Below are 25,000 nucleotides of genomic sequence, written 5' to 3' on the forward strand. Positions count from 1 at the left end.
GAACTCACGAACTTGCCTGAGAACCTCACGAAAGTCGCGGCTAAACTGACGAATTTCCTTGGGAAACTCACGTTGGTCAGCGGCACCATTTCAGTCCGGGGAGGCGTAGGCCTATTTACACTAAACTCACAAACTTTCTTGCAAACTGACGAATCCGCGGACGGAGCTCACGAACTTGCCTGAGAACCTTACAAAAGTCGCGGCTAAACTCACGAATTTCCTTGGGAAACTCACATTGGTCAGCGGCACCATATCTGTCCGGGGAGGCTTAGGCCTATTTACACTAAACTCACAAACTTTCCCGCAAGCTCACGAATCCGCGGACGGAGCTCACGAACTTGCCTTCTAACCTCACAAAAGTCGCGGTTAAACTGACGAATTCCAACCCTGACCTCATAAACCCTACCCACACCAAAAACGCAAATGCCTCTCATCCGTAGACCGAATGATGCAGCATTTGCGTTTTTTGTATCAGTTTATTGTTCCGCCCGCATTCAGGTAGCGTGCATTGAATTCCTGAACGAATTGGTTGACGATGTTAGTGTCATGAATGATGAGCATGTTTTCGTCATTTACGTTGTTGCCGTTGTTGCTCCAGTTTGTTGATCCGACCACGACTGTCGGGTCACTCGTAGTGTCCGCATCGATGATCATGGTTTTGCTGTGAAGTTTACGGTCTTCGTTTGCTTTATAAACCGGTGCAGGGTTTGCCCAGCGTGTATTTGGATTATCGACGCTTGTCTGACTGGCTGTGCGGCCGGTCATATCCACGCTTGCACTCCACCACTGGTTCCAGAAGCTGTAGTCAAACAGCCCTTTTACATCAAAACCGGTAAGCGTGCCCTCGAGATCATTGTAGGAGCCTTCATATTTATGTTTCAGCTCGTCGACAAGACCCTGATCGCTCCAGGCAAAGATGGTGAAATAAGCATTGAGATCTGCTTCATTTTTAACCAGCTCTCTCATACGGCCCAGTGCATCATCACCTGTAGAGAAATAAACCTCTACCATTTTGCCGCCTACATCAAAGATATGCTGGGTATTGTCTGTTTTTCCGGTACCGAAATTAGAAATCATTGCATCCGGGATCAGCGTATTGCTGCCCCACATTTCGTTAAATTCCGTTTCATAGGCATTTGCCACTTCAGGTGCATGGAGCTCTACAACGTGCTGCTGATTTCCGCCAAGTACGCCGTTTGCCATATTTTCCTCTGAACCGTAAAGCCCTGTTACAGTAAAGTTCCAGCTGCCGGTAAATACCCATTTATCATCCACAACGGCAAACTTGTTGTGCATTTGAACACCTGGAGAATAGTAAGTACCATCTGTTTTTTGCTCAGCGTCCACAAATAAATATCCTGTATAGTCCGTACTTCCAATCGTATAAGTGCCATACTCAAAGTCACTTGGTTCTGCAGGCAATCCATACGATGTTCGCAATGCCGCATCCTCTACTGCGAGCATAGCAGAATCAGAAAAAACCTGAATATCATCTCCGGTGCCAAGCGTACCATCCCGGCCACGCACCATTTTCTCTATGTATAATCGCATCACTGTAAAGCGATCTGCATAATGAGGATCTGCCGCATCCTTCGCATCAGCGATCACACGCACATCTATCCCTTCAGCCGCCTTGTTGATCAGCGTATCAACCACACGTGGTAAATTAATTTCATACGTGGCAAAATCAATACTTGTGGTAGCCTCATTCAATCGCTCAATTAAACGGTCTTCAAGATTCACATTATGATTTGCCGCATTTCCAGAAGTCGCATATTCAGATAGCGCACATTTATTAAAGTAAACATTAATCGCATATAATTGCTCTGAAACATTATTCAAATGCTCTGTTGTGTCACCACAGACATTGCTTCCCGTCGAACCGCCATTATTAACTGTTGTACTGTTAGCAGGCGTGCCATAGCCGCCATCATAGGCTGCTGTTGCAGTGCTCCAGCTTTCAGCAACCGTGCCTGAACCTGAAAGATCCACTCTTTCCATTGTGGCTTTAGATGTATTATCACCACCGTACCAGGCATCAACCGAATCGATTAACACACCCCCGGCATCACGCAGCTCCAATACTTCACCCGTATTACCGAGCGAACCGCTGTACACTAAATCAGCAGCCACACCAGGAACCGCAACATCATCGGTCTTCTCCATCAGATAAGACCCATTAGCAGGAATTTGCCCCTCCAACGTAATAGAAGGCGAACCATCCTGTGCAGCTAAAGTCCAGCCTGTTACATCAACACTCTCCGATGTAGAATTCGAAAGCTCCATCCACTCATCCGAATAACTGTACGTCGTACCCATCCACGCAACCTCACTGATGACCACGTCATTCGGAGTAACCGCCTGAACGCTCTCTTCACTTACATAACCAGGAACAAAAAACGACATGACCAGCACAACAATTAACGACCGACTCAAATACTTCCTCATCATCACAGCTCCTTATCAATTAGTACTCCACTAGTATAAAGGAGTTGCTTATATAAGTGTTTGTTTATTATTAATTGTTTGTAAATATTTTTTGAGTCACGTGAAACACGGGGACGTATATTTTGTTTCATTCGGAGAGCGAAACATTGCGTGCACTGGGGTGGGTCTATTTACACTAAACTCACAAACTTTCGCGCAAGCTGACGAATTCGCGGACGGAACTCACGAACTTGCCCGAGAACCTCACGAAAGTCGCGGGTAACCTGACGAACTCTATATCCAACTTCACAAACTTTAAAAACACAAAAATATAATTCACCATTTACATCCCCACCTCCGCCATGTATGATATTGTCAATCAGGGAGATGATTTTATGTATAGCCTATTTCAAATCTGCAGTATGAATCTTCATCATCACAACTAGCCTTTCACGTTATTGATCTAAGAATTTGATCATTGTGAAGGGCTATTTATCATGAACCGCATGAGAAAACGTGTTTCCGTTTCTCGTGGGGTTCTTTTTATTTTCAACTATTTAGGGAGGCATGAACATGAAAAAGATGGATTATCAGAATGTGAAAGGGACACAGGATTATGTTGGAAATGAGGCGGTGATCCAGCGCCGGGTGAAGCAGACCATTGAGGAGACATGTGAGGCCTATGGCTGCCAGCCTTTTGAGACGCCGATTTTGAACTATACATCGCTTATGGCGAGTAAGTATGGTGGAGGTGCTGAGATTCTCAAGGAGATGTATAGACTGAGTGACCGCGGTGAAAGGGATCTGGCTTTGCGTTATGACTTAACGATTCCTTTTAGTAAAGTGATCGCGATGAATCCTGCTTTGCGGATGCCGTTCAAGCGGTATGAGATTGGCAAGGTGTTTCGTGACGGGCCGATTAAAACAGGGCGAAATCGCGAGTTTACGCAAGCGGATATTGATATTACCGGCATCAAATCTCAGGCAGCAGAAGCAGAACTGATGCTTCTTGCAGCAGATGTTTTTGAAAAGCTTGGGCTGGATATCTTGATTCAGTACAATAATCGCAAGTTGCTCGGCGGTGTTCTCGAAGGTTTTGGCGTACCGAAAAAACTTGTAACAACAGTTGTGTTGAGTCTTGATAAAGTGGAGAAAATCGGTGTTGAGAATGTGGTAAAAGAGCTTACAGAAAAAGAAATACCTGATCAGGCAGTTGTATTAATAAAGGATTTATTGACTAACCCAGAAGCAAAATCACTTACGTATTTTCAATCGGAAATCGTTGAAAAAAATGAGCAGACGTTGGAAGGTGTTCAGGAGCTGGAGGAGCTTCAAGGCTATTTATCAGCGCTTGGAATAGATGACCGCTGTCTATTTAATCCCTTTTTAGCGAGAGGGCTTGAAATCTATACAGGGACCATTTATGAAGTGTTTTTAAAAGACAACTCGGTATTAAGTTCAAGTATTGGCAGCGGTGGCCGCTACGATGATGCGATCGGCGGGCTGATGGGCAGTGAAACACGATATCCCACAGTTGGACTATCATTCGGAGTAGATGTCATTTGTACAGCACTGAACGTGTTGACTAAAAACGAGAGCAACTCACCATTAGTGGATCTTTACTTAATACCTCTCAACACGGAGAAGGAAGCGCTCGTACTGGCCAGAGCCCTAAGGAAAAATGGTTTGCGGGTTGAAACAGAATTCGGCCGCAAAAAAGTCGGCAAAGCGATGGAGCGGGCAAACAAAGAAAGTATCAGATATGTAGTCGTACTTGGAGAAAAAGAAGTGAGTGAAAACAAGTACCGGGTGAAAGACATGGTGACTGGAGAAGATGAGGAGTTTGAATTCAAGTTTTGAGCATAAACAAGACACCCGCTGAGTAGTTGAGCGGGTGTTTTTGAATCACGGGGACGTATATTTTGTTTCATTCGGCGAGCGAAACATTGCGTGCACTGGGGTGGGTCTATTTACACTAAACTCACAAACTTTTGCGCAAGCTGACGAATCCGCGGACGGAACTTGCGAACTTGCCCGAGAACCTCACGAAAGTCGCGGGTCACCTGAGGAACTCTACACCCAACCTTACAAACTCACTCCTCAACCTCAATAACCGAATCCAAAGAAACTTCTGCGTGATAAATTCCTTTACTATTCATCAAAAACAAATGGTTGCCGCGCATGCGGATCGAGGCATTTTTATGCTCCAGTTCTTTTCCATGTTCGTCTTTCAACATAACCGTGTTTTCTAGTCGAAACTCACCGTTAGACCTTTTGAGAATTAGAAAGTTTAACCGTTGCGAGCAGTATACAAGCATCGTGTCAGCATCAATCAATATAAATTGACTGAAACTGATTTTTTCTTCTATTTCATCATGCTGGACTTCTTCGAAATGATCGAAGTAAACAAAGGATGACATGAGCGTATAATGGGCGAATACTTGATCGGCACTTTGGACGTTAAATCCCTGCAATTCAAACATCATCGGCAACTCTGGACGGAAAACGACTTCACCCTTTTCTGAAAAGACAGCGATACCTGAATAGCCAATCGGCTCTTCCCAACCAAGGTTTCCATATACGCCCTCATCAAAATAGCCGACCCAGATTGTATTCTCATCATCAATCGCCAGGTCAGAGATCCCGTCTCCCAGCACAAACTCATCCAGACATTCACCATCCATTGTGTATCTCCTGGCATTTTGCTGAATCCAGTCCTCTGTTCTTCTGCACCTGCATGAAGCGAGCAAAATTGTGCCGTCTGTATACGTATCAATTTTATTAGGGATAAAAGGGAGATCTTTGACAGCAAATGTCGATACGGCATTCCGATCGATGATCCTCACTGTAAAATCTTGACTAAACGTCCTTTCATCCAAATTTACAAATGGAGTAAAATCCTCATCTACAATGATAATCTTTTGATCACGCGTCAAGGTTGTATTGTATACCTTCTCTGCTGGAACAACCACATCACTCCACTTACTCAAAACGATGGTTTTCATCTATGTATCCGCCTCCGTCATATAAATAAAGACGTTTAAGCTGAATCATACACAGATGGATGGATCCAGCTTAAACGTCCTGTTTGACTAGTTCTATTTACACTAAACTCACAAACTTTCGCGCAAGCTGACGAATTCGCGGACGGAGCTCACGAATTTGCCTTCTAACCTCACGAAAGTCGCGGCTAACCTGAGGAACTCACCTCGTAACCTCACAACCCCACTCCATCATCAAAAAATCGAACTTCGAAACACCTCTTTATGATAAATTCCTTCATCATGTATTAAAAACAAGTCTTTTCCACGCATTCTGATCGTTGTTTTTTTGATGTCGAATTTGGTTCCGTGTTTGTCTTGTAACATGATCTCATCTCTTTTTTCATACTCCTCAAACTCATTCTTCCTGTGAAGTCGATAGAGTTTTTCAGCGCCGTATACGAGCATCTCATTCCAATTCAGCAGAATCAATTCGTCAATGTCGACATCTATATCTAGATATCCATGCTGCACTAATTCAAATCGATCGAAATGAGTAAAATGTGAGAGCATGGTGTAATGAACATAAACTTCATCGGCGTATCCCACGTTCAACGCTTTTACTTCATCAATGCCCAGCGACTCCGGCTTGAACAGGACCTCTCCCTTTTCTGAGAAAGCCACTAATCCTGACTGGCCAATCGGCTTGTTCCAATCAGGGCTGCCCTTTACCCCTTTTTTATCATAGCCTACCCAGATCGTATTCTCATGATCGATCGCAACCCTTGAAATCCCGTCTCCGAGCACGAACTCATCCAGACACTCCCCGTCGAGTGAGTACCTCCTCGCATTCTGCTGAATCGCATCGCCTGTTTTCCGGCACGTGCTTGATACGATCAAAACCGAGCCGTCATTAAATGTATCCAATTTAGCCGGCACAAAAGGAAGATCCTTTACTGCAATCGACGTCACATGATCTTGATCAACCAAACGGACAGCAAAATCCCCTCTAAAAGTTAGGTGGTTCCACGCTGGAGATTGATCAAAACCCTCCGCAAGAAAAAGGATCTTATGATCATTTGTGACCGCTACTGTCGACCTTGCAGCCTCCGGAACAATCACATCACTCCATTTCGTCAGCTCAATCGTTTTCATTTACACAGGCTCCTCCCTTAATATGCTGCTAATATCTTATTCAAAACATGAACCCCTTTTCGCTCATACAGGAGGATGCCATGATAGATCCACAGCTGACTGACACAAGAGACAAACTGGTCCGCCGCTAAACGATGAGAGTTAATTACTCAGGCTGTAAGTGGAGGATGGACGGTGGCAGAGGTTGTCGAGCATCCGACAGTGGCTGAAGTGAATTTTCTCCGACTCGTGGAAAATTTCACCCCTCAGCAACAAATTCAATCATTGCGCCGTTCTTCATATTTTTTATATTCATTCCATACGGTAGTTGAGATACGAGATTCTGAATCTGATAACTCGCTATACCATTGATGATGATCCCCATTACTGAAATGATCATTAATGAGAAGCAGAGACTGATAAACAAACTCATAGACCATTTGAAGCCTCTCCAGATTTTCATTCGATGTCTCACCATCGTTGTCTAACTCGCTGTAAAAGTTAGACAACAAAGCCAGTTCATTTCCGATCACACCAACATTCCCGTTTATCCGCTGAATATCCCCGGCCAGGGAATTCAGCTGTTCCTGATGTCTTACGAAACCGGTGTCACTAGATTGCGCTTCCAATTCATTGATCCAAAATTCAGGATCAGTCTCAAGTTCAAATAACGCATTCTTGATAGTAGTGGCATAATACGCCCCACCCTGCCCTTTAAATGCTTGATTTTGTTGATAAATGAAAATATTAAATGACACTGAAATCACAAGAACGATGGACAATACAATGAGCAGATATGTACTTTTTCGACCTATGAGATCCACCACCCAAACTGATTTTTCCGGTAATTAGCTTATATTTTCGATCAATTAACGAAATTACACATGATGAGCTTCTTAGAATCCCTGAGTCTATTTACACTAAACTCACAAACTTTCCCGCAAGCTCACGAATCCGCGGACGGAACTCACGAACTTGCCCGAGAACCTCACGAAAGTCGCGGCTAACCTGATGAACTCCGGCCACAACCTCACATACCCCACCCTCAACTCTCAACCTTATACTTATTCAACACCTCTTCAGGTATGTGACAGTAATCATCCGGGCATTTTGCCAGGCGGTCCTGGTGTTCTTCGGCGCTTCTTACGTAGTTGGTGAGCGGCAGGACTTCGACAGCGACCCGGTCGGCGTCGGGTCTGTTATGTATAAACGCGCTCGCTGCTTCTAAATGAGCGGGATCTTCACTGCACACGCCGGTTCTGTACTTCTCCCCAACGTCATCCCCCTGCCGGTTCACACTATACGGATCAATGATTTCAAAGAAATAACCCATCAGCTGATCCACCGTAACCACACCCGGATCAAAGACCGTCTTCACACATTCCGCATAGCCATCGTACGGACCTTCAAGCGTCTCACCAGCACCATTCGCCCGCCCCGCTTCCGTCCACGTCACACCAGGCAGCGTCTTGATAAATGCCTGCACACCCCAGAGGCAGCCTCCAGCGAAATAGATGGTTTGCATGTTACTCACCTCGTTTTCTTAATTAAAGTAGCAGTGAACTTTTTTGATAAAGGATAAATTATCTCTACCTCTATTTTATTGGATGAAAATACCTTTTAACAAGGTTATAATTGATAAAACACCAAAAGGAGTATGCTCAGTGCCTGAATACAATAAACTCGTCCGCGACCAGATTCCAAATATCATTAGTAAAAGCGGTAAGAAATTCGAAACGCGAATACTCAGTGACAAAGAATTTTTAACAGAGCTTAAAAAGAAAATGCAAGAAGAACTTTATGAATACTACTCTGCAACAAATCACTTTGATGCGATTGAAGAGCTTGCTGATCTTCTTGAACTGATTGCAACGGCAGCTAAAACACACGGATCGTCACTTGAGGATGTAGAGATTTTACGTAAGAAGAAAGCCAATGAACGAGGCGGATTTGATGATAGAATATTCTTAGTCAGTGTAGAAGATTAGAAACGGAGAGAATTTCACATGAGCCACAAGCTGAAGGTTGCTGAAGCAAAAGCTGAATATATTACAGAGCAGGACGTGTGGAGTCATTTCAATTTTATCTTCTCCTCAAGATCCAAAAACTCTACCACTTACAAATTCGTACTGATTAAATCTCTTCTTGAAAATCTATATAACGTTAATAGTCAGCTTGAACTTACATATTTTCAGATATTTGAGAGCTTTACAAAGATCTACTGGAATCTGGTCATCCACCATAAACTAAATCAAATTAACATGTATGGAAAAAAAGCTGGTGTGCAGACAGAACTTGAAGCCTTTCAGCAAAAATACATGATTGATGATTCCATCGTCTTTGATAGATTACCGGATCACCTGCAGCTTGAACTCATTCGAAAAGTAACAACAAAATCTAAAATTAACGTAATGGGTGCCATCTACGGGGATACGGGAGGCAACATTTATTCTTTCAATAATAAAACCGAACATCTTAAACTAACACCCAACTTTTATACGTTTATGCAAAAACATCAGAAAGTGATTATGTATCTTGCCAACTATCAACTGGCACTGTTTTTAGAGAAATTCAATGACAGCGGAAACACGATTAATCTCCTTATGAAAGTTGAGAACTTATCAAAGCGTTCTTCACTGGACAGCTTTTATAAGATCCTTACTTCGGTTTATCAAAATGAGTGCTTTTACTGCGGAAAAGAGATTCGCTCGCGAAAAGGAAATCATGTTGATCATTTCATCCCTTGGAGCTTTGTGCAGACTGATCAGCTATGGAATCTCGTGATTGCTTGCAGCAAATGCAATACTTCTAAAAACGATAAACTTGCAGAGAGTGCTTTTTTGCAAAAGCTGATCGAGAGAAATACAGCATTACTGAAAGATCAAATTATTCTTAAGCGAACTGATATGCAGATATACAGACCTGATAAGCTTAAAGCTCTATACAAATTCTCTATAAATAACGGATACACTGGTGTTTGGGTTCCGAAAAACGCTTAAGAACTAAAGCAGGAAGAGTGGTTTGAAAAATATAATTATCATATCCGTCCTATGTGTATACAATACCACTTTCTGAACTTATGAACTTGGACAAGTTCCATGTAGCTACGTTGCAGAACCTCCACACTTTACTTTATACGGTTGGAGCAAGATAGTATTGGATTATCATCCTTGATAATTTTGGATCAATTGGTATATACAGCAATAAAGATTATGCATTTATTTAAACACTTTACTTAATTAGATTGTTCATCCTATTAGAACTATTAATTCAGAAATTAATAAATGATAGCCTTTAAGGAGGGTTGCTATGTTTGATGAGTTATTTCATTTGTTAGATGCCAATGTTTCTCCTTTAATTGTCGAAGAGAAAATTAAAGGAGAAACATTTGTAGTACGAACTTATAAAAACACCGAAAGTATTTTTTCAAAGGTATTCTTCATAGCTATAAATAAAAGAACTTCTAATATGTTCTCAACAAGTGGAGAATCGTATTCAGATTGTTTAAAGAAACTACATGACTTCTTAATATAAAATATTTATTAATAAATATTTTATATTCTCACACAATAAGAATAGTGAATTGTAATATAACAGAAAAGAAAAAGTTGAATAAAAAATTTAATCGAAAAAAGAATAATTCCCTTTAATTATTCTTAATCATGTTGTGATAAATCTAAACCCGATTGTTATTTAATTCAGAATACCCATATTTATGAACAACTTTTCTAAGATACAGCATAGAAAAAAAACGGTTCCATTTCACTAAGTAGTAACATCCAATTTAATTCTTAGATGCTAATGGTCCTCACTCGTCTTATACTAGTTACAAGGTTCTTTTTTTTAGTCTGAGAAGTATTAAATCATTCGAATTATTTTAATGTGAATTAATTGATTATACATAAACAAAAATCATCTTCATAGTTATAGTTTTATTTTCTTGATATAGTAGTAATATAATGTTTTGTAATTGTCGAAACATATCTATGCGGTCTTCAATTTTTCATGAAATTTCTAACGAAGATGAATAATATCAGCTAGATAAATCAAAGGAATCAACATCCCACCTTAATAATACAATTAAATGTGGAAAGGGGACATATATAATTTATGAATAAACAAAAACTAGCATCCAGAATATGGGAATCTGCTAATAAAATGCGCTCAAAGATCGAGGCTAACGAATATAAAGATTACATTTTAGGATTTATTTTTTATAAATACCTCTCAGACAATGAGGTAAAGAAACTGAAAGAACTAGGTTTTACACAGGAAGATATTGAGGGAGTTGTTGAAGAAGATGCTGAAATCGTAAAGTATGTCCGTGAAAATGTCGGTTACTTTATTGCTTACAAGGACTTATTCTCAACTTGGCTCCAAATGGGCAAAGATTTTGATGTGGCAAACGTCACGGATGCCTTGTCAGCTTTCAACCGTTTGATTAACCCTTCTCATAAAAAGGTATACGAGGGTATATTCAATACTTTACAGACTGGTTTAAGCAAACTTGGTGATAGTTCAGCTTCTAGAACAAAAGCTATCAGCGATCTGATCCATTTAATTAAAGATATACCTATGGACGGCAGACAAGATTACGATGTGATTGGATTTATATATGAATATCTTATTAGCATGTTCGCTGCTAATGCAGGGAAAAAAGCAGGGGAGTTTTATACTCCGCACGAAGTATCTATTCTTATGTCAGAAATTGTAGCAGACCATTTAAAGGATAGAAAAGAAATCGAAATTTATGACCCCACAAGCGGTTCAGGTTCTCTGTTGATAAACATTGGTCGCTCAGTTGCAAAGCATATTGATGACGAAAGAAATATTAAATATTACGCCCAGGAACTAAAACAGAATACATATAACCTTACTCGTATGAATTTAGTCATGCGTGGTATCCTTCCAGCTAACATTCTTACCCGTAATGGTGACACTTTGGAAGATGATTGGCCGTACTTTGATGAAAACAATCAGGTTGAAACATATAATCCACTTTATGTCGATGCAGTTGTGTCTAATCCCCCGTACTCTCAGCACTGGGAACCGACTAATAAGGAAACAGACCCGCGCTATGCACGATTCGGTCTTGCTCCAAAAGCAAAAGCCGATTTTGCTTTCCTGCTTCATGACTTATTCCATATTAAGCCAGAAGGAATTATGACAATAGTTCTTCCACACGGTGTTTTATTCCGCGGTGGAGAAGAAGGAGAGATTCGAAAGAACTTAATTGAAGAAAATCACATTGATGCTATCATCGGACTTCCTCCAAATATTTTCTTTGGTACGAACATTCCAACAATCATAATGATTTTAAAACAAAAGCGAGAGAATACTGATGTATTAATTATTGATGCCTCGAAAGGTTTTATTAAAGCAGGCAAGAACAATAAACTCAGAGCTTCTGATATTAAGAAGATCGTTGATATCGTAGCTATCAGAGCAGATATTGGCAAATTTTCAAGGAAAATCAGCCGTGATGAAATCCGCAGAAATGAATACAATTTGAACATTCCAAGATATGTTGATTCCTCTGAAGACGTAGAGAAATGGGACCTATATGCTTCTATGTTCGGAGGAATCCCTGTGAATGAAATTGCTAGACTTAACGATTATTGGAGTGCTTTTCCAGGATTAAAAGAGGTACTTTTCACAAATGGTGGAGGTCCAACTAGGAATTTAGCAGTAAGCAATATTGAACTTACTGTAAAGGAGCATCCATCAGTAACAGCCTTTATATTAAACTACAAAAACTCCTTTGCACACTTTGATAGTTATCTAAAAAGCAAACTAATAAAGAAGATAGAGGTACTGAATATTTCTAAAGAAAAAGCTATTTTGAGTAATTACATTTTTGAGTGCCTTAGTTCAATTCCACTTATTGATAAATATGAAGCATATCAGATACTTGATGATCAGTGGTCAAATACATCTGTTGACTTAGAAATAATACAAACAGAGGGATTCAATTCTGTTAAAAAAGTTAATCCAAACATGGTTAGTAAGAAAAAGGACGGCAAAGAAGAAGAGGTACAGGATGGTTGGATAGGTCATATTATACCTTTTGAACTTGTACAACAGACGCTTCTTTTAGAACAATATGAAGCACTTAAACAAATAGAACGACGACTTGATGATATTTCATCTGAATATTATGAAATACTTGACTCGCTTTCCGAAGAAGAAAAGAATTCAAGCTTAACTAACGATTCGAGCGATGCATTTGTTGCAAAAGAAGTCGGTACCACACTTAAAGAAATCTTTTCCGACGTGGAGACCCAAGAAATAAAGGTTCTAAAAAATTATGCCAAGCTCTCCAAAAAAGCCGATAAATTAGCTTTTATCAAGGCTAATGATGATGTGGTATGGTCAAATATGGATGTAAATAAAGATGGAACATATAGCAAAAAATCGGTAAATTCTTATATAGTAGAGCTTCAATCTTCTTATGAATTCCCAAAAGATTCATTTGAGTCAAAGATTGTACAAGTGAGCAATTTGTTAATAGAAGAAAAAGATATAAAAGTAAAGATAAAAGCAGATGCCGCTGAATTGCATATGAAAACAAAGGAAACAATTGAGTCACTTTCTGACGAACAAGCACTTGAGCTACTTAAGCAAAAATGGATCTCACCACTTACGGAAAGTATTTCTCAACTTCCAAATTATGTAATTAACCTTTTGATAAACAAAATTCAAGCACTTTCTGAAAAGTACGCGGTCACATATTCATCAGTTGAAACAGAGATACAAAAAACGGAGTCTAGTCTTTCTGCCCTCATTAATGAACTCAATGGCAACGAATATGATATGAAGGGCCTCGGCGAACTAGTAACATTATTAAAGGGTGAATGATATGGATGAAAACAAAAAGAAACCAGAAATTAACTTTAATAAGTTTAAAGAAGATTGGGAACAGCGTAAATTGGGGGATTATATAATACCTTATTCAGAAGTAACAACTGAGAATAATCAGTATCCTATTCTAACATCATCCAGGAAAGGTATTTTTTTGCAAACTGATTATTATCGTGGTCACCAGATCGCTTCTGCCAATAATTCAGGCTATAATATTGTACCACGTGGCTTTTTTACCTATAGACACATGTCTGATGATGAGGTTTTCAAATTTAACATAAATAATTTGGTGGATTTTGGAATAGTAAGTACGCTCTACCCTGTATTTACCACCAATTCAGAATTGAATTCCAAGTATCTTCAGTATCAATTAAATGAGGGTGCTAATTTTAGGAATTTTGCAAAATTGCAAAAACAGGGTGGTTCAAGAACATATATGTATTTGAGCAAACTTAAAGAGCTCACATTAACAATGCCAAAAACTCTTGAAGAGCAAAAAAATATTTCTGATTTTTTTACAACCATTGATAAATTAATTAATCTTCACCAAGATAAGTATCACAAGTTGATAACTATTAAAAATTCATTGATTGAAAAAATACTTCCCTTGGATGGAACCAACGTTCCAGAAATTCGCTTTGCAGGGTTTACTGATCATTGGGAACAGAGAAAAGCTGCTGATATTTTCATGTCGATAACTAATAAAAATCATCCCCATTTACCTGTTCTATCCGCGACACAAGAACATGGAATGATATTAAGAGAGAATACAGGTATTAACATTTCTCATGACAAGAACAATGAAGCGACGTATAAAAGAGTTTTACCGGGGCAGTTTGTAATTCACCTGCGTTCATTTCAAGGCGGTTTTGCCCACTCAAAGGTAGAAGGTATTACGTCTCCAGCTTATACAGTTATGGACTTCTTTGAAAAAGAAAAACATTATGATTTCTTTTGGAAATATATTTTTAAATCCGAAAAATTTATAAAGAGTCTTAGAAATGTAACTTATGGAATACGTGATGGTAGAAGTATTAACTTCGATGATTTTTCCACAATGATTGTTTTATTTCCAAGTTATGATGAGCAAAAGGTTATAGGACAGTTTTTTCAAAGCTTTGACCACCTTATCAATCTTAATCAGCGAAAGCTAGAAATATTGAAAAACATCAAAAAATCAATGTTTGAGAAAATGTTTGTGTAGGAGGTGTATGTAATATGGTCTTTAACAAAGAATCTGAGTTCGAAGAATCTCTAATTGAAGTACTCTCGCATAAAGGATGGGAATCTAAGATCCTGAAAAATCCCTCAGAAGAAGATTTGATAAACAACTGGGCGGATATTCTATTTGAAAACAACAGGGGTATTGATCGTTTAAATGATTTCCCTTTAACTAGGGGTGAGATGCAACAGATTATGGAACAGGTCAACACGCTACGGACTCCTTTGAAATTAAACGGCTTTATCAATGGAAGAACAGTAGCAATTATTCGTGATAACATCGATGACGTTTTGCACTTTGGAAAAGAGGTTAGCCTCAAGATTTATGACCGACGTGAAATTGCTGCAGGACAAAGTCGTTATCAAATTGTACAACAACCCAAATTTAAAAGTAAGTCCAAAATATTAAATGACCGTCGCGGTGATTTGATGCTCCTAATCAATGGTATGCCAGTTATACATATCGAGCTGAAACGCAGCGGCGTTTCGGTTAGTCAGGCGTGTAATCAGATAGAAAAATACTCCACAGAAGGAGTCTTCACTGGAATATATTCGCTGATACAAATATTTGTTGCTATGGAACCAGAAGAAACTGTTTATTTTGCTAATCCTGGAACGGAAAGAAAATTTAACAAGGATTTTTATTTTCATTGGGCAGATTTTAATAATGAGCTGATCAATGACTGGAAAGATATTGCATCATCACTACTTTCCATTCCTATGGCACACCAACTTATTGGCTTTTACACTGTAGCAGATGATTCTGATGGTGTTTTAAAAGTGATGCGTAGTTACCAATACTATGCAGCAAACGCCATTTCTGATCGTGTTTCAAAAACTAATTGGGATGGTCGCAATAGGCTCGGCGGGTATGTTTGGCATACTACAGGCTCCGGCAAGACCATGACTAGCTTCAAATCAGCACAACTTATTGCAAACTCAAAGGATGCCGATAAGGTTATCTTTCTGATGGACAGAATTGAACTCGGAACTCAGTCTTTAAAAGAATATCGCAGCTTCGCAGATGAAAATGATTCCGTTCAAGCTACTCAAGATACCATTACTTTAATATCAAAACTAAAAAGCACAGACCCTGCAAATACTCTTATAGTCACTTCTATACAGAAAATGAGCAATATCAAAAGTGAGGAAGGCAGCATATGTGCTTATGATATAGAGATAATGAGTTCTAAGAGAATTGTCTTTATCATAGATGAAGCACATCGCTCGACATTCGGAGAAATGCTAACGGATATTAAGTGTTCTTTTCCATCTGCCGTTTTCTTTGGTTTTACAGGAACACCTATTCAAGATGAAAACCAAAAGAAAATGAACACTACATCCACTATCTTTGGTGATGAACTACACAGATATAGCATTGCTGATGGTATTCGTGATAAGAATGTTCTTGGATTTGACCCATACAAAGTACTGACTTATAGAGATAGGGATGTTAGGAGAGCTGTAGCTTTGTTACAGGCAAAAGCCAATTCTGTTGAAGAAGCCCTTGCTGATTCTAAAAAGCAGGAAGTCTTTTATAGATTCATGGATTCTTCTCAAATAAAAATGGCAGGTTATGTAGGTGAAGATGGAAATTATGTTAAAGGTATAGAAGATTATTTGCCGACAACCCAATATCAGACGGAAGAACATAAGAATATGGTTGTTAAGGACATTGCTGACAACTGGCTGACATTAAGTCATAATAGCAAGTTTCATGCAATTTTGGCTACAAGCAGTATACCAGAAGCAATTCACTACTATCGGTTAATAAAAAAAGAAATTGCCGAATTAAAGGTCACGTGCCTATTAGACCCAACTATAGACAATAACGGTGGACTTGCTTTGAAGGAGGACGGTCTAATCGAAATAATTGAAGATTATAATGATAGATATGAGCAAAAATTTAGTCTAAAGAACTTCAATAAATTAAAAAAAGACATCGCATCACGCCTTGCTCACAAAGAGCCATACAAGTTGCTCGAAAGAACTCCAGAAAAACAGCTAGATCTTATAATTGTAGTCGATCAGATGCTTACAGGATTCGATTCAAAGTGGATTAACACTCTTTATCTGGACAAGAGACTTCGGTATGAAAATATAATACAAGCATTCTCACGTACAAATCGTTTGTTCGGACCGGACAAGCCTTTTGGAACCATTAGATATTATAGGTATCCGCATACAATGGAACAAAACATAGAAAAAGCTGTGAAGCTCTACTCTGGCGATAAACCTATTGGATTATTTGTAGAAAAGCTTGAGTATAATCTAAACAAACTTAATTCTATATTTGATGATATCAGTACGCTATTCACTCGGTCCAGTATCTCTAACTTTGAAAAGCTTCCAGATGACCGTTCAGAACGCGGAAAATTTGCTTTACTATTCAAATTAATGAATAACTATCTGGAAGCTGCAAAAATTCAAGGGTTTACATGGAATCAGTCAACTTACAAGTTCAGCCATGGCCGTGGCAAACCCAGAAGTAAGGTCGAAATGGATATTGATGAAAACACCTATCTGGTGTTGGCGATGCGTTATAAAGAGCTCTTTGGAGACAGCAACGGAAGTAGAGGTGAGGACGTTCCATTTGAAATAGATGGCTACCTAACAGAGATTGATACTGGGAGAATCGACTCGGATTACATGAACTCTCGATTTGAAAAATTTTTAAGAATACTTATACAAGATGATGTTAATGTAACTGAAATGAGGAAGACACTTGATGATTTACATAAGTCATTTTCTATATTGACACAACAACAACAAAAGTATGCCAACATCTTTCTTCACGACGTAGCGAGCGGAAATGCAAGAATAGAGAGCGGCAAATCTTTTAGAGATTACATAACTGAATATCAATTCAAGGCTAAGAATGATCAGATCCAAAGTATTTCTCGAATTTTGGGAGTGGATGAGAGTAAACTCCGTAATCTTATGATTGCAAAGGTAAATGAAGCAAATATTAATGAGTTTGGTCGATTTGATGATTTGAAGGCCTCGGTTGACAGAGTCAAGGCTAAAGAATATTTCGAAACAATGGAAAACGTAAAACTACTACCATTTAAAATCAACATAAAAGTTCACAATTTGCTTCAAGAGTTTGTTCTTAAAGGAGGATACGATATCGAAGAGCTGAAGGAGTAGTAGACAGCAATTTTGCTTAAACAATTTACCAGTTATTTTCTCAAAATAAGATCCATTCCCACAATATAAAAACAGATAAATAAAAGGTTAGGGAAATTAAATCCCTAACCTCTTTATATAAGAGATAAAAAGCGTAGACCAATTGAAGAATGATGAACAGTTAGACGAATCATTAAAGTATTACATTAACTAATACGACACCTGATATTTGCGAGAAACTTTACTCCTTAACCCCAAAATACCAATATACTCGCTCAAGCAGCACTAGCCTTATCCAGTTAATGCGGAAACGTAATTTCACAAAACGATAGCGAACAGTGACTCTGTAGCACAACTTTTCAGTTAGGCCGAGTTAGTCTGAAATAAAGAAGCCGATTTTTTCCGCAGTTGTTTAGGAGTAGGACTTCGATTAAATTTATGGTTCACTATGCTCTAAGGCATTTGGTGTATTCGGGACAGCTCTGCTTGAGGTATTTTACTATCAGTTTGTAGATCGTAATAATGTTAATTTTTATGGTGACTTTTCCAACGAGATAAGCGATTAAAGTGTATTATTTTTAAAGAGAGTATGCTTTTATACTGAAAAAGTTCTTCACTGATTAGGCATGGCTTTATGAGCTCCAGAACAAAGATCTTTTGTGACGAGAATAGCCATTCGTTACAAAATTTAAGTAGCCTAGGATTGCTGTATTGGCATATAATTAACCAGGCTCAAGTGATTATCTAAACACAATTTAGCGCTTTGAATGATTCAATATCTTATTTTCTATATTTTTACTAATAGTTTATCTGGGCACATTAGATGCTTTCGTAATAACAATAGCGTAATGAAAAAGCTACTGTATAAATAAAATCATCTTTCACACCTTTGAGATATTTGAGCACAATACAAAGTTGCAGCTTTTAATGAACTCTTGAAGTATTAGTATTAAAAAGTGTTAGATGATCTAATCAACCCTGTTTAATTACTATAGATAAGAAATTAAGCAGTTAATTCAAGTGATTAAATACCGTGGAAATTGTGCTAAACTTGTGCTTAGAAAGAGCAGGTACCTCTTATATATACTTTTAAAAAACATTCAAAAAGATATAGTATAGTAGTGTAAATATTTACTTAAAGAGAGGCTATGTCATAGTGAAAAAACCCTTAGCAATAGATATATTTTGTGGGGCTGGAGGTGTTTCTCAAGCCTTAAAAAATTTCTTCAATATCATTACAGCAGTGGAATACGACCCTATAATAGCAAAAACCTATGAGTTAAATCACGGAAGTGAACACCTCATTATTAATGATGTGGAAAAATTGACCAAAGAAGAGTTTATAAAAATGACCAACTTAAAAGTAAAGCAGCTTGATTTACTAGTATCAACACCTCCTTGTCAAGGTTTCTCAAGACACTCACGAAAAAAAGCCTTTGATAGTAATGATCATAGAAATAAATTAATTTTAGAAACAACCAGAATTTCTGATATATTCCATCCTAAATATATTTTTTTTGAGAACGTAGATAATATAATTAACTATAAAGTTTTTCATACATTCTTAAGAAGGTTAGTAAATTTGAATAAGTTAGGATACAAAAGAAACGAAAATCGTCCCTCTTATCATATCAATTTCAAGGTTGTCAGTGTTTACAAATACGGTGTACCACAAAAGCGACGGCGCTTAATACTTTTAGCAAAAAGAATAGATGACTATCCATTTGTTGAGGGCGTTATCAAATTCCCCAAGGACGGCACCCCTATAATTGGATCGCCTCTTAATGTTTGGCCAAAAGAAAAATCATCTATATTATTGGGAGAACATCTATCTAAGTATGAACTTAAACCAATTGAAGCCGGCGAAACTGATCCATCTGACCCACTGCATACTTGTAGAAACCTCTCTGCACTAAATTTGAAAAGGATCAAATCTACTCCTCATGATGGAGGCAGTAGAAACGCGTGGCCTGAAGAACTACTTCTAAATTGTCATAAGAAAAGTAATGTCAGTTTTGGAGATGTGTACGGTAGAATGGATAGAAACGATTTTGCTCCAACGATAACTTGTGGTTGTATTAGTTATACTAAAGGACGTTTTGGGCATCCAACTGAGGATCGAGCAATAAGCCTAAGAGAAGCAGCTTTAATTCAAACATTTCCGTCAGATTATAAATTTACAGGCGAACTATCGGATAAACCTTATAAAGGTTCCAAAGATAACATGGCAACTCAAATTGGAAATGCTGTTCCGGTGAAGTTAGCCGAGACTTTTATTAAAGAGTTATATTCAGATCTTATAAACGAAAAAAACAGGGAATGAGTGCTTCCCTGTTTTTATTTTACCTTAAATCAAATTTTTAAAGTTCGATATATAATTCGATTCTTTATAAAAAATTTCATTAATACCAGCTCTCGATTGATAAGCTATATAGCGATTTATAATATTTTGAATATAATCTTTCTTTAAAGTAATTAATGCTCTTTTTTCCTCTAACTCAGATAAACTAATAGTACAAGTATCATAAAAATTCCATTTTATATAAAATAAATCACTTTCTAATGGTGCAGGCATAAAATAACAGTTGTTTTTTGTGTTTTTTAATTCATCTATTTTAGGTTTTTGAACTTTTTCACCTACTAAAAATTTAAATTTATTTCCTACCTTTTCTGGTCTTTCTATATCACATAGAGGAGTTATACATAACAAATAGTCTTCTCCAGATAAATTATTAATGATACTTCCTGTTTTAATACTGTTATCTGATGGTGAAATAAACTTAAGAATCTTAGTAAAGGCTAAGGTTTGTTTTTGGAACGATTCAACAAATTCGTCTTCTTTTTCAGAACTATAATCATCTATAAATAATGTAAAGAATAAAACATCGTTGGTTAAGCTGAAAAATTTTTTTTGATCGGCTACTATCTCTTTCTCTACATGTTCCTTTAAAAAACTAGATATGTTATTTTTCAAATCGTCAAGAGAATTAGATTTTTCGATAATTTTTATGAATTCAGTTCTAAAATCGCTCTTTTTAAATAAGTTCGGAATTTTATTTTTTGACGGTTTAGTATCGATATTAAGCATTTTCATTAATGGTTGAGTATAAGCTTCGTTATAGTCAGTCAAACTTTTTATTAGATTACGCCTTTTCATAGCGAATAGAAAATTACTTTCGTTTGAATTAAACTCAGAGTTATCACCTTCTATAACACTAGAAATTAAAGTGTCATTGATGAAAACAGAAATCTTGTCGTTCTTTAAATTTGATGTTACCATTTGCGTAAATAATACTTTTTCAAAAGGAGTATTAAAACTAGTTATAGAACTATTCAAGTTTTTATTCAGGAGGTTTGCACTCTCCATTAAATGTAGCGCTAAGCTTTTATTGGTTAACATTATTTTTGAAATGTTTTTTATAATGCTCTCTGGGTCTGCTTTTTTTGTCATGATTATTCCAAACAAAGATTTAGAATTGACGTTTTCTTTTTCTTCAAAAATAAATAGATCTTCACCATTTTCATCTTCCAATATTTTTTTACACAAAAATGATCCTTCTAATTTCTTTTGCACACTATGGACATCCTCTTGCGTATAAATAACAGCACACTTAAGTCCTTTTTTTGTTGCTACAAAGCTATTAATGAATTCAATCGCTCTTTCTCCCATTGAAGACTTATCAATAGACGAAGGTTCCAAATTCCAATCCACTATTAATAATTTTGAATTATTTAGTGCGTTTCTTAATATGTTAATATCATCCTTTTCAACATACTTCCATGGCAATGTGACAAACCCTCCACGAATTAACTCTTGATATGTTTCAAACGGAGTGCTTAAGTTTTCATTATAGTTAATTTCGGAAGCAATTGCAGCCTCTGATTTAGAATCGTCATCATAAAATTCATATTCACCTATTTTAAGATTTGCGTTTGAAAATGTTTCTTGGCTAACAGATTCAGAAGGACTCAATTCCAAATTATCATCAATTATTACAGCACTATTGAAATAATCTTTAACAATATTTTCCACTATACTTTGCTTAGTCATTTTGGTTTACCTCCGATATAGCTACTTTATCACTAAATTCGATACAGAAGCATGCCCCCGATAAGTTTTTAAGTGTATCATTTGAATTAACAGCAAAAAAGCTGTGCCCGTTATGTTCTAGAATATCTCTTGATAAGAATAGCCCCAAACCTCTTCCACCTACTTTTTTTGTAAAATAAGGTTCAAATACAAATGGTACATCTACTAGATTAATACCCGGGCCTGTGTCTTGTATAAATAATCTTAATTTCTCAGAATCCATATAAAAATGAATCTGCCTATTTTCTTGATTAAGTAGCCAATATATTGAGTTAGAAATTATATTAACAAGAGGCGTGAATAAAACGGATTCTACCTCTTTTATAACAATACTCTCAGGAATCTCATTTATTATCTTAATATTATATCTTTTTATATCTGTATAAAAATATTCCATTAATGTGTCAATAAACTTGTTTAGTTTAATCTCACTTTTGACATTTCGAGATTGTCTATATAGTGGACTCATTCTAGTATGCAGTCGTTCCAATGAACGAAATGCATTATTGCTCTTTTGCAAAACGGAACTTAAAGATGTGTTTTTAAGTTTTGAATCTAATATCTTGTAATTTCTCTTAATTTCTTGATAAAGAGCGTTGAATTCGTGACTAGTTAGTTCAGCAGCTAAACCTACAGCTGATATATCTCGATACATATCTACTTCTTTCTTTAATATACCAATTAGCTGATCATCTGTGTAATTTACATTATCTATAATATTGTTAAAGTTTTTTATAGTATTTTCTGTTTTCCTATGAAATTGCTTTGATGTAATAGCCTGACCCGCTCTAAATAATTTCTGTTGTAGCATTAACTTCTTTTTTTTGATATGCTCTATTTTATACTTTGCTTCGTCTAATAATAAGGAGAAATCCGTGAATAAATCTCCCGATTTCAAATTTTTCTTTATAAAAGTTAGCTCTTTTCGACTTAAAGATAATGTTTGATACTCTTCTTCAAAATATTCAAACTCAACTTTGAGGTTTCTATTATACTCACTCAAAATACTATTAGTTATTGAATTGAGTTCCTCAATGATTTTTTCTTGATTGATTTGTATTATATTTTCCATAATTCTTGAAATCGACTCAATCTCACTTTCTAAGCTATCGATTTGAGCAATCACATCATTTACAGTTGCATTGTCTGATACCAAGCTTTTTTCATATCTCGAGATTGCAGAATCTATTTCTTTTTGAATAACTTCTTGAAAATATACTTCGAGTCTTGCTTTCTCTTTTTTTATTTCACTATTTAATTGATCAATACTTTCTAACAAAGTATTTGGGAGTGTATATCTCAAATTTGGAGTTATTTCTAATGAATTTATAGAATCTATAATTTCATCACTTTTTAACCTTAAATTTATAAAGCTATCACCAATATATTTCCTAAAATTAATATTTTCTTTTTTTACATTCTCTCTGAATGTATCAAGTATACTTTCAAATTCATTCTCAAAACTTTCTAACATTTTTTTTAAATCGAAACTATTATTTTTAACTTTTTTTTGTATTTCTTTCAAGTATTTTTTTTGTCTATTTTCTTCCTGTTTTTGTGCTTCAAGTTGTCCTTTCTCAATTTCGAACCTCTTTAATCTTGCTTTTCTTCTTCCTTTTCTCTCATCCTTAGTTTCTAGAAAATCATACGCCCACCATTCAAGCATGTTAAAGGTAACCTCTTTAAAGTAAAGGTATTGTTGATTTTCTATAAAACCTTCTCTACTCGATTTATCAACTAATTTATTATTATCTTTTTTACTTATTTCAATGTATCCAAACATTCTTCTAAAGCTAAAAGGGAAAGTAGACGCTCTGTTACTTCTTTGTGCTTCCAGTTCAAGATAATCATTTCCAGGTTCTCCGTATGGTAATATTCGAAGTCCATCTCTAAATACATAAATCCCACCGATTTTTTTCAGTTTTTCAGTTATACTTTTATGAGAATCTTTACTCAACGCTGAATTATGTTGCTCGCCTTCAACAAAAAACCAGTTTATTGATAATGGACCACAATCCTTAATATTATTGGTATCTAACCCTTGAGTTAAAACAACATTTTTGACGTTAAACTCCTCCGTATTTGATTCACTGTACTTAACTTTACAAACACCCGAAAATCTCCCGTTACATATCTCACCTTTAATTGAATAGTCATAAAAGTTAATATCTTCTTCACTGAACCAAGTTTGGTCTCTTAAATTAAACCCGTTTATTATTATTGAAGGTATAAAACTCATTTCATTTTGATCATCCTTCATGCCAAATCTTGCAAAAGGATTCTCAAAAGAATAAAGAGTTCCCAACAACCTAGCATGTCTTCTTTCCATACTTTTGTCTTTTGTTTTTGAAAGAAAAGAGTCCCAATTCCACATATATTCCATGTGACTAATATGAAAAACTGTTCCACTACCCATTTGCTCAATCTTATATAATTCGTTTTTAACTTTATTAGAAATAGTATACTCTTCAATTTGTGTAGAAACTTTTCGAACTATATCTTTATTCCAAACATGTTCGTTTGAAAAATTTTCTAAAAGTTTATTCTTAAAAAAACTAAATTCATTTTCGATGAAACCTATTATTTCTTTAAAACTTCCAAATTTTTTTACAGGTAGATTAATATCCTCTAAAAACATGTTTTCATTTCTAAATAACTCCCAGTGCAAATAAAGAATAGACCATTCACTATTCCTCTTTGAAACAAGAAGTAATTGATCTCCTAATAAGGATATTGCTAATCGACCAATGCCTTTTTCTCCAATTTTCACTCGCCCTTTTCTCGTTTTTTCAAAACTATTCGTTTTGGAATGAGTTCCTAAAGTAAGCCATTTCTCTTCTATATCAATTCTGGTCATGCCTTCACCATCGTCAGAAATTATAATTTGATTTTTAGTAGTATCTATATCAATCGTACCGAAATTTGCATCTGCGTCGTATGAATTACGAAGTAATTCAGATATAGCAGTTACTTCATCACGAATTTGTTGCTTCCCCAACAAATCAACAGCTCTTGCCCTGGTCCTAAAAGTAGCCATGTTACCCCCCTATTTTACTTCATGAAGTTAATAGATTCCTTTTAAATATACATCATATTTTACAGCTATTTCTTGGAAAAAAAAAGAATTAAAAAATTTCTCTTCCCGTTTCATAGAATA

The 25,000-nt window shown here is 36.6% G+C and carries 15 protein-coding genes; 8 read left to right on the top strand and 7 right to left on the bottom strand.

Annotated elements, in window-relative coordinates:
* Positions 1-471 precede the first annotated feature (471 nt).
* Positions 472-2,448, bottom strand: coding sequence for a phospholipase D-like domain-containing protein (locus H7968_RS04205; RefSeq protein ID WP_227394975.1), 1,977 nt, complete (start codon positions 2,446-2,448; stop codon positions 472-474).
* Positions 2,449-3,000: 552 nt separating this feature from the next.
* Between H7968_RS04205 and H7968_RS04210 the strand changes: the two genes are divergently transcribed.
* Positions 3,001-4,287, top strand: a complete 1,287-nt coding sequence (locus H7968_RS04210; protein ID WP_227394976.1) for a histidine--tRNA ligase — start codon at positions 3,001-3,003, stop codon at positions 4,285-4,287.
* A 233-nt stretch (positions 4,288-4,520) separates the two neighbouring features.
* Here the strand turns inward: H7968_RS04210 and H7968_RS04215 are convergent, their stop codons facing one another.
* The 4 genes from H7968_RS04215 to H7968_RS04230 all read right to left on the bottom strand — a co-directional run bounded on the left by H7968_RS04215 (position 4,521) and on the right by H7968_RS04230 (position 8,067).
* Positions 4,521-5,432, bottom strand: coding sequence for a hypothetical protein (locus H7968_RS04215; RefSeq protein ID WP_227394977.1), 912 nt, complete (start codon positions 5,430-5,432; stop codon positions 4,521-4,523).
* Between the two features lie 231 nt (positions 5,433-5,663).
* A complete protein-coding gene (locus tag H7968_RS04220) occupies positions 5,664-6,563 on the bottom strand; it encodes a hypothetical protein (RefSeq protein ID WP_227394978.1) in 900 nt (299 codons plus the stop codon).
* A gap of 257 nt (positions 6,564-6,820) precedes the next feature.
* Positions 6,821-7,369, bottom strand: coding sequence for a hypothetical protein (locus H7968_RS04225; protein ID WP_227394979.1), 549 nt, complete (start codon positions 7,367-7,369; stop codon positions 6,821-6,823).
* Positions 7,370-7,587: 218 nt separating this feature from the next.
* A complete protein-coding gene (locus H7968_RS04230; RefSeq protein WP_227394980.1) occupies positions 7,588-8,067 on the bottom strand; it encodes a peptide-methionine (S)-S-oxide reductase in 480 nt (159 codons plus the stop codon).
* Between the two features lie 139 nt (positions 8,068-8,206).
* On the opposite strand from H7968_RS04230, the gene H7968_RS04235 reads away from it, so the two are divergent.
* The 7 genes from H7968_RS04235 to H7968_RS04265 all read left to right on the top strand — a co-directional run bounded on the left by H7968_RS04235 (position 8,207) and on the right by H7968_RS04265 (position 20,076).
* Complete coding sequence (locus H7968_RS04235) at positions 8,207-8,530, top strand: nucleoside triphosphate pyrophosphohydrolase (protein WP_227394981.1); 324 nt, start codon at positions 8,207-8,209, stop codon at positions 8,528-8,530.
* Positions 8,531-8,548: 18 nt separating this feature from the next.
* Positions 8,549-9,541, top strand: coding sequence for an HNH endonuclease (locus H7968_RS04240; RefSeq protein WP_227394982.1), 993 nt, complete (start codon positions 8,549-8,551; stop codon positions 9,539-9,541).
* Positions 9,542-9,851: 310 nt separating this feature from the next.
* The gene (locus H7968_RS04245) at positions 9,852-10,076 is read left to right on the top strand and encodes a hypothetical protein (RefSeq protein WP_227394983.1); all 225 of its coding nucleotides are present in this window, start codon (positions 9,852-9,854) and stop codon (positions 10,074-10,076) included.
* Positions 10,077-10,652: 576 nt separating this feature from the next.
* Positions 10,653-13,400 carry a type I restriction-modification system subunit M gene (locus H7968_RS04250; protein WP_227394984.1) on the top strand — a complete coding sequence of 916 codons (2,748 nt, stop codon included), beginning with the start codon at positions 10,653-10,655 and terminating at the stop codon, positions 13,398-13,400.
* 1 nt (position 13,401) lies between these two features.
* Positions 13,402-14,607 (top strand): restriction endonuclease subunit S, encoded by a 1,206-nt coding sequence (locus H7968_RS04255; protein ID WP_227394985.1) that lies wholly within the window; start codon positions 13,402-13,404, stop codon positions 14,605-14,607.
* 14 nt (positions 14,608-14,621) lie between these two features.
* Entirely contained in the window at positions 14,622-17,774 is a 3,153-nt protein-coding gene (locus tag H7968_RS04260) for a type I restriction endonuclease subunit R (protein ID WP_227394986.1), read from the top strand.
* Between the two features lie 1,135 nt (positions 17,775-18,909).
* On the top strand, positions 18,910-20,076 hold the full coding sequence (locus H7968_RS04265) for a DNA cytosine methyltransferase (RefSeq protein WP_227394987.1): 1,167 nt from the start codon (positions 18,910-18,912) through the stop codon (positions 20,074-20,076).
* A 24-nt stretch (positions 20,077-20,100) separates the two neighbouring features.
* Here the strand turns inward: H7968_RS04265 and H7968_RS04270 are convergent, their stop codons facing one another.
* Both H7968_RS04270 and H7968_RS04275 read right to left on the bottom strand, forming a co-directional pair.
* Complete coding sequence (locus H7968_RS04270; protein ID WP_227394988.1) at positions 20,101-21,804, bottom strand: response regulator receiver domain; 1,704 nt, start codon at positions 21,802-21,804, stop codon at positions 20,101-20,103.
* Positions 21,797-24,880 (bottom strand): sensor histidine kinase, encoded by a 3,084-nt coding sequence (locus H7968_RS04275; protein ID WP_227394989.1) that lies wholly within the window; start codon positions 24,878-24,880, stop codon positions 21,797-21,799. The genes H7968_RS04270 and H7968_RS04275 overlap by 8 nt, the downstream gene beginning before the upstream one ends.
* Between the last annotated feature and the right edge of the window lie 120 nt (positions 24,881-25,000).

Source organism: Jeotgalibacillus aurantiacus (genome assembly GCF_020595125.1).
Taxonomy (GTDB): Bacteria; Bacillota; Bacilli; order Bacillales; family Jeotgalibacillaceae; genus Jeotgalibacillus; species Jeotgalibacillus aurantiacus.

What these genes read in the sequence shown, in the direction of transcription:
- H7968_RS04250 (WP_227394984.1), top strand. Translation starts at nt 10,653, where the DNA reads ATGAATAAACAAAAACTAGCATCCAGAATATGGGAATCTGCTAATAAA.
- H7968_RS04215 (WP_227394977.1), bottom strand. Translation starts at nt 5,432, where the DNA reads ATGAAAACCATCGTTTTGAGTAAGTGGAGTGATGTGGTTGTTCCAGCA.
- H7968_RS04205 (WP_227394975.1), bottom strand. Translation starts at nt 2,448, where the DNA reads ATGAGGAAGTATTTGAGTCGGTCGTTAATTGTTGTGCTGGTCATGTCG.
- H7968_RS04270 (WP_227394988.1), bottom strand. Translation starts at nt 21,804, where the DNA reads ATGACTAAGCAAAGTATAGTGGAAAATATTGTTAAAGATTATTTCAAT.
- H7968_RS04255 (WP_227394985.1), top strand. Translation starts at nt 13,402, where the DNA reads ATGGATGAAAACAAAAAGAAACCAGAAATTAACTTTAATAAGTTTAAA.
- H7968_RS04230 (WP_227394980.1), bottom strand. Translation starts at nt 8,067, where the DNA reads ATGCAAACCATCTATTTCGCTGGAGGCTGCCTCTGGGGTGTGCAGGCA.
- H7968_RS04210 (WP_227394976.1), top strand. Translation starts at nt 3,001, where the DNA reads ATGAAAAAGATGGATTATCAGAATGTGAAAGGGACACAGGATTATGTT.
- H7968_RS04275 (WP_227394989.1), bottom strand. Translation starts at nt 24,880, where the DNA reads ATGGCTACTTTTAGGACCAGGGCAAGAGCTGTTGATTTGTTGGGGAAG.
- H7968_RS04260 (WP_227394986.1), top strand. Translation starts at nt 14,622, where the DNA reads ATGGTCTTTAACAAAGAATCTGAGTTCGAAGAATCTCTAATTGAAGTA.
- H7968_RS04220 (WP_227394978.1), bottom strand. Translation starts at nt 6,563, where the DNA reads ATGAAAACGATTGAGCTGACGAAATGGAGTGATGTGATTGTTCCGGAG.
- H7968_RS04240 (WP_227394982.1), top strand. Translation starts at nt 8,549, where the DNA reads ATGAGCCACAAGCTGAAGGTTGCTGAAGCAAAAGCTGAATATATTACA.
- H7968_RS04245 (WP_227394983.1), top strand. Translation starts at nt 9,852, where the DNA reads ATGTTTGATGAGTTATTTCATTTGTTAGATGCCAATGTTTCTCCTTTA.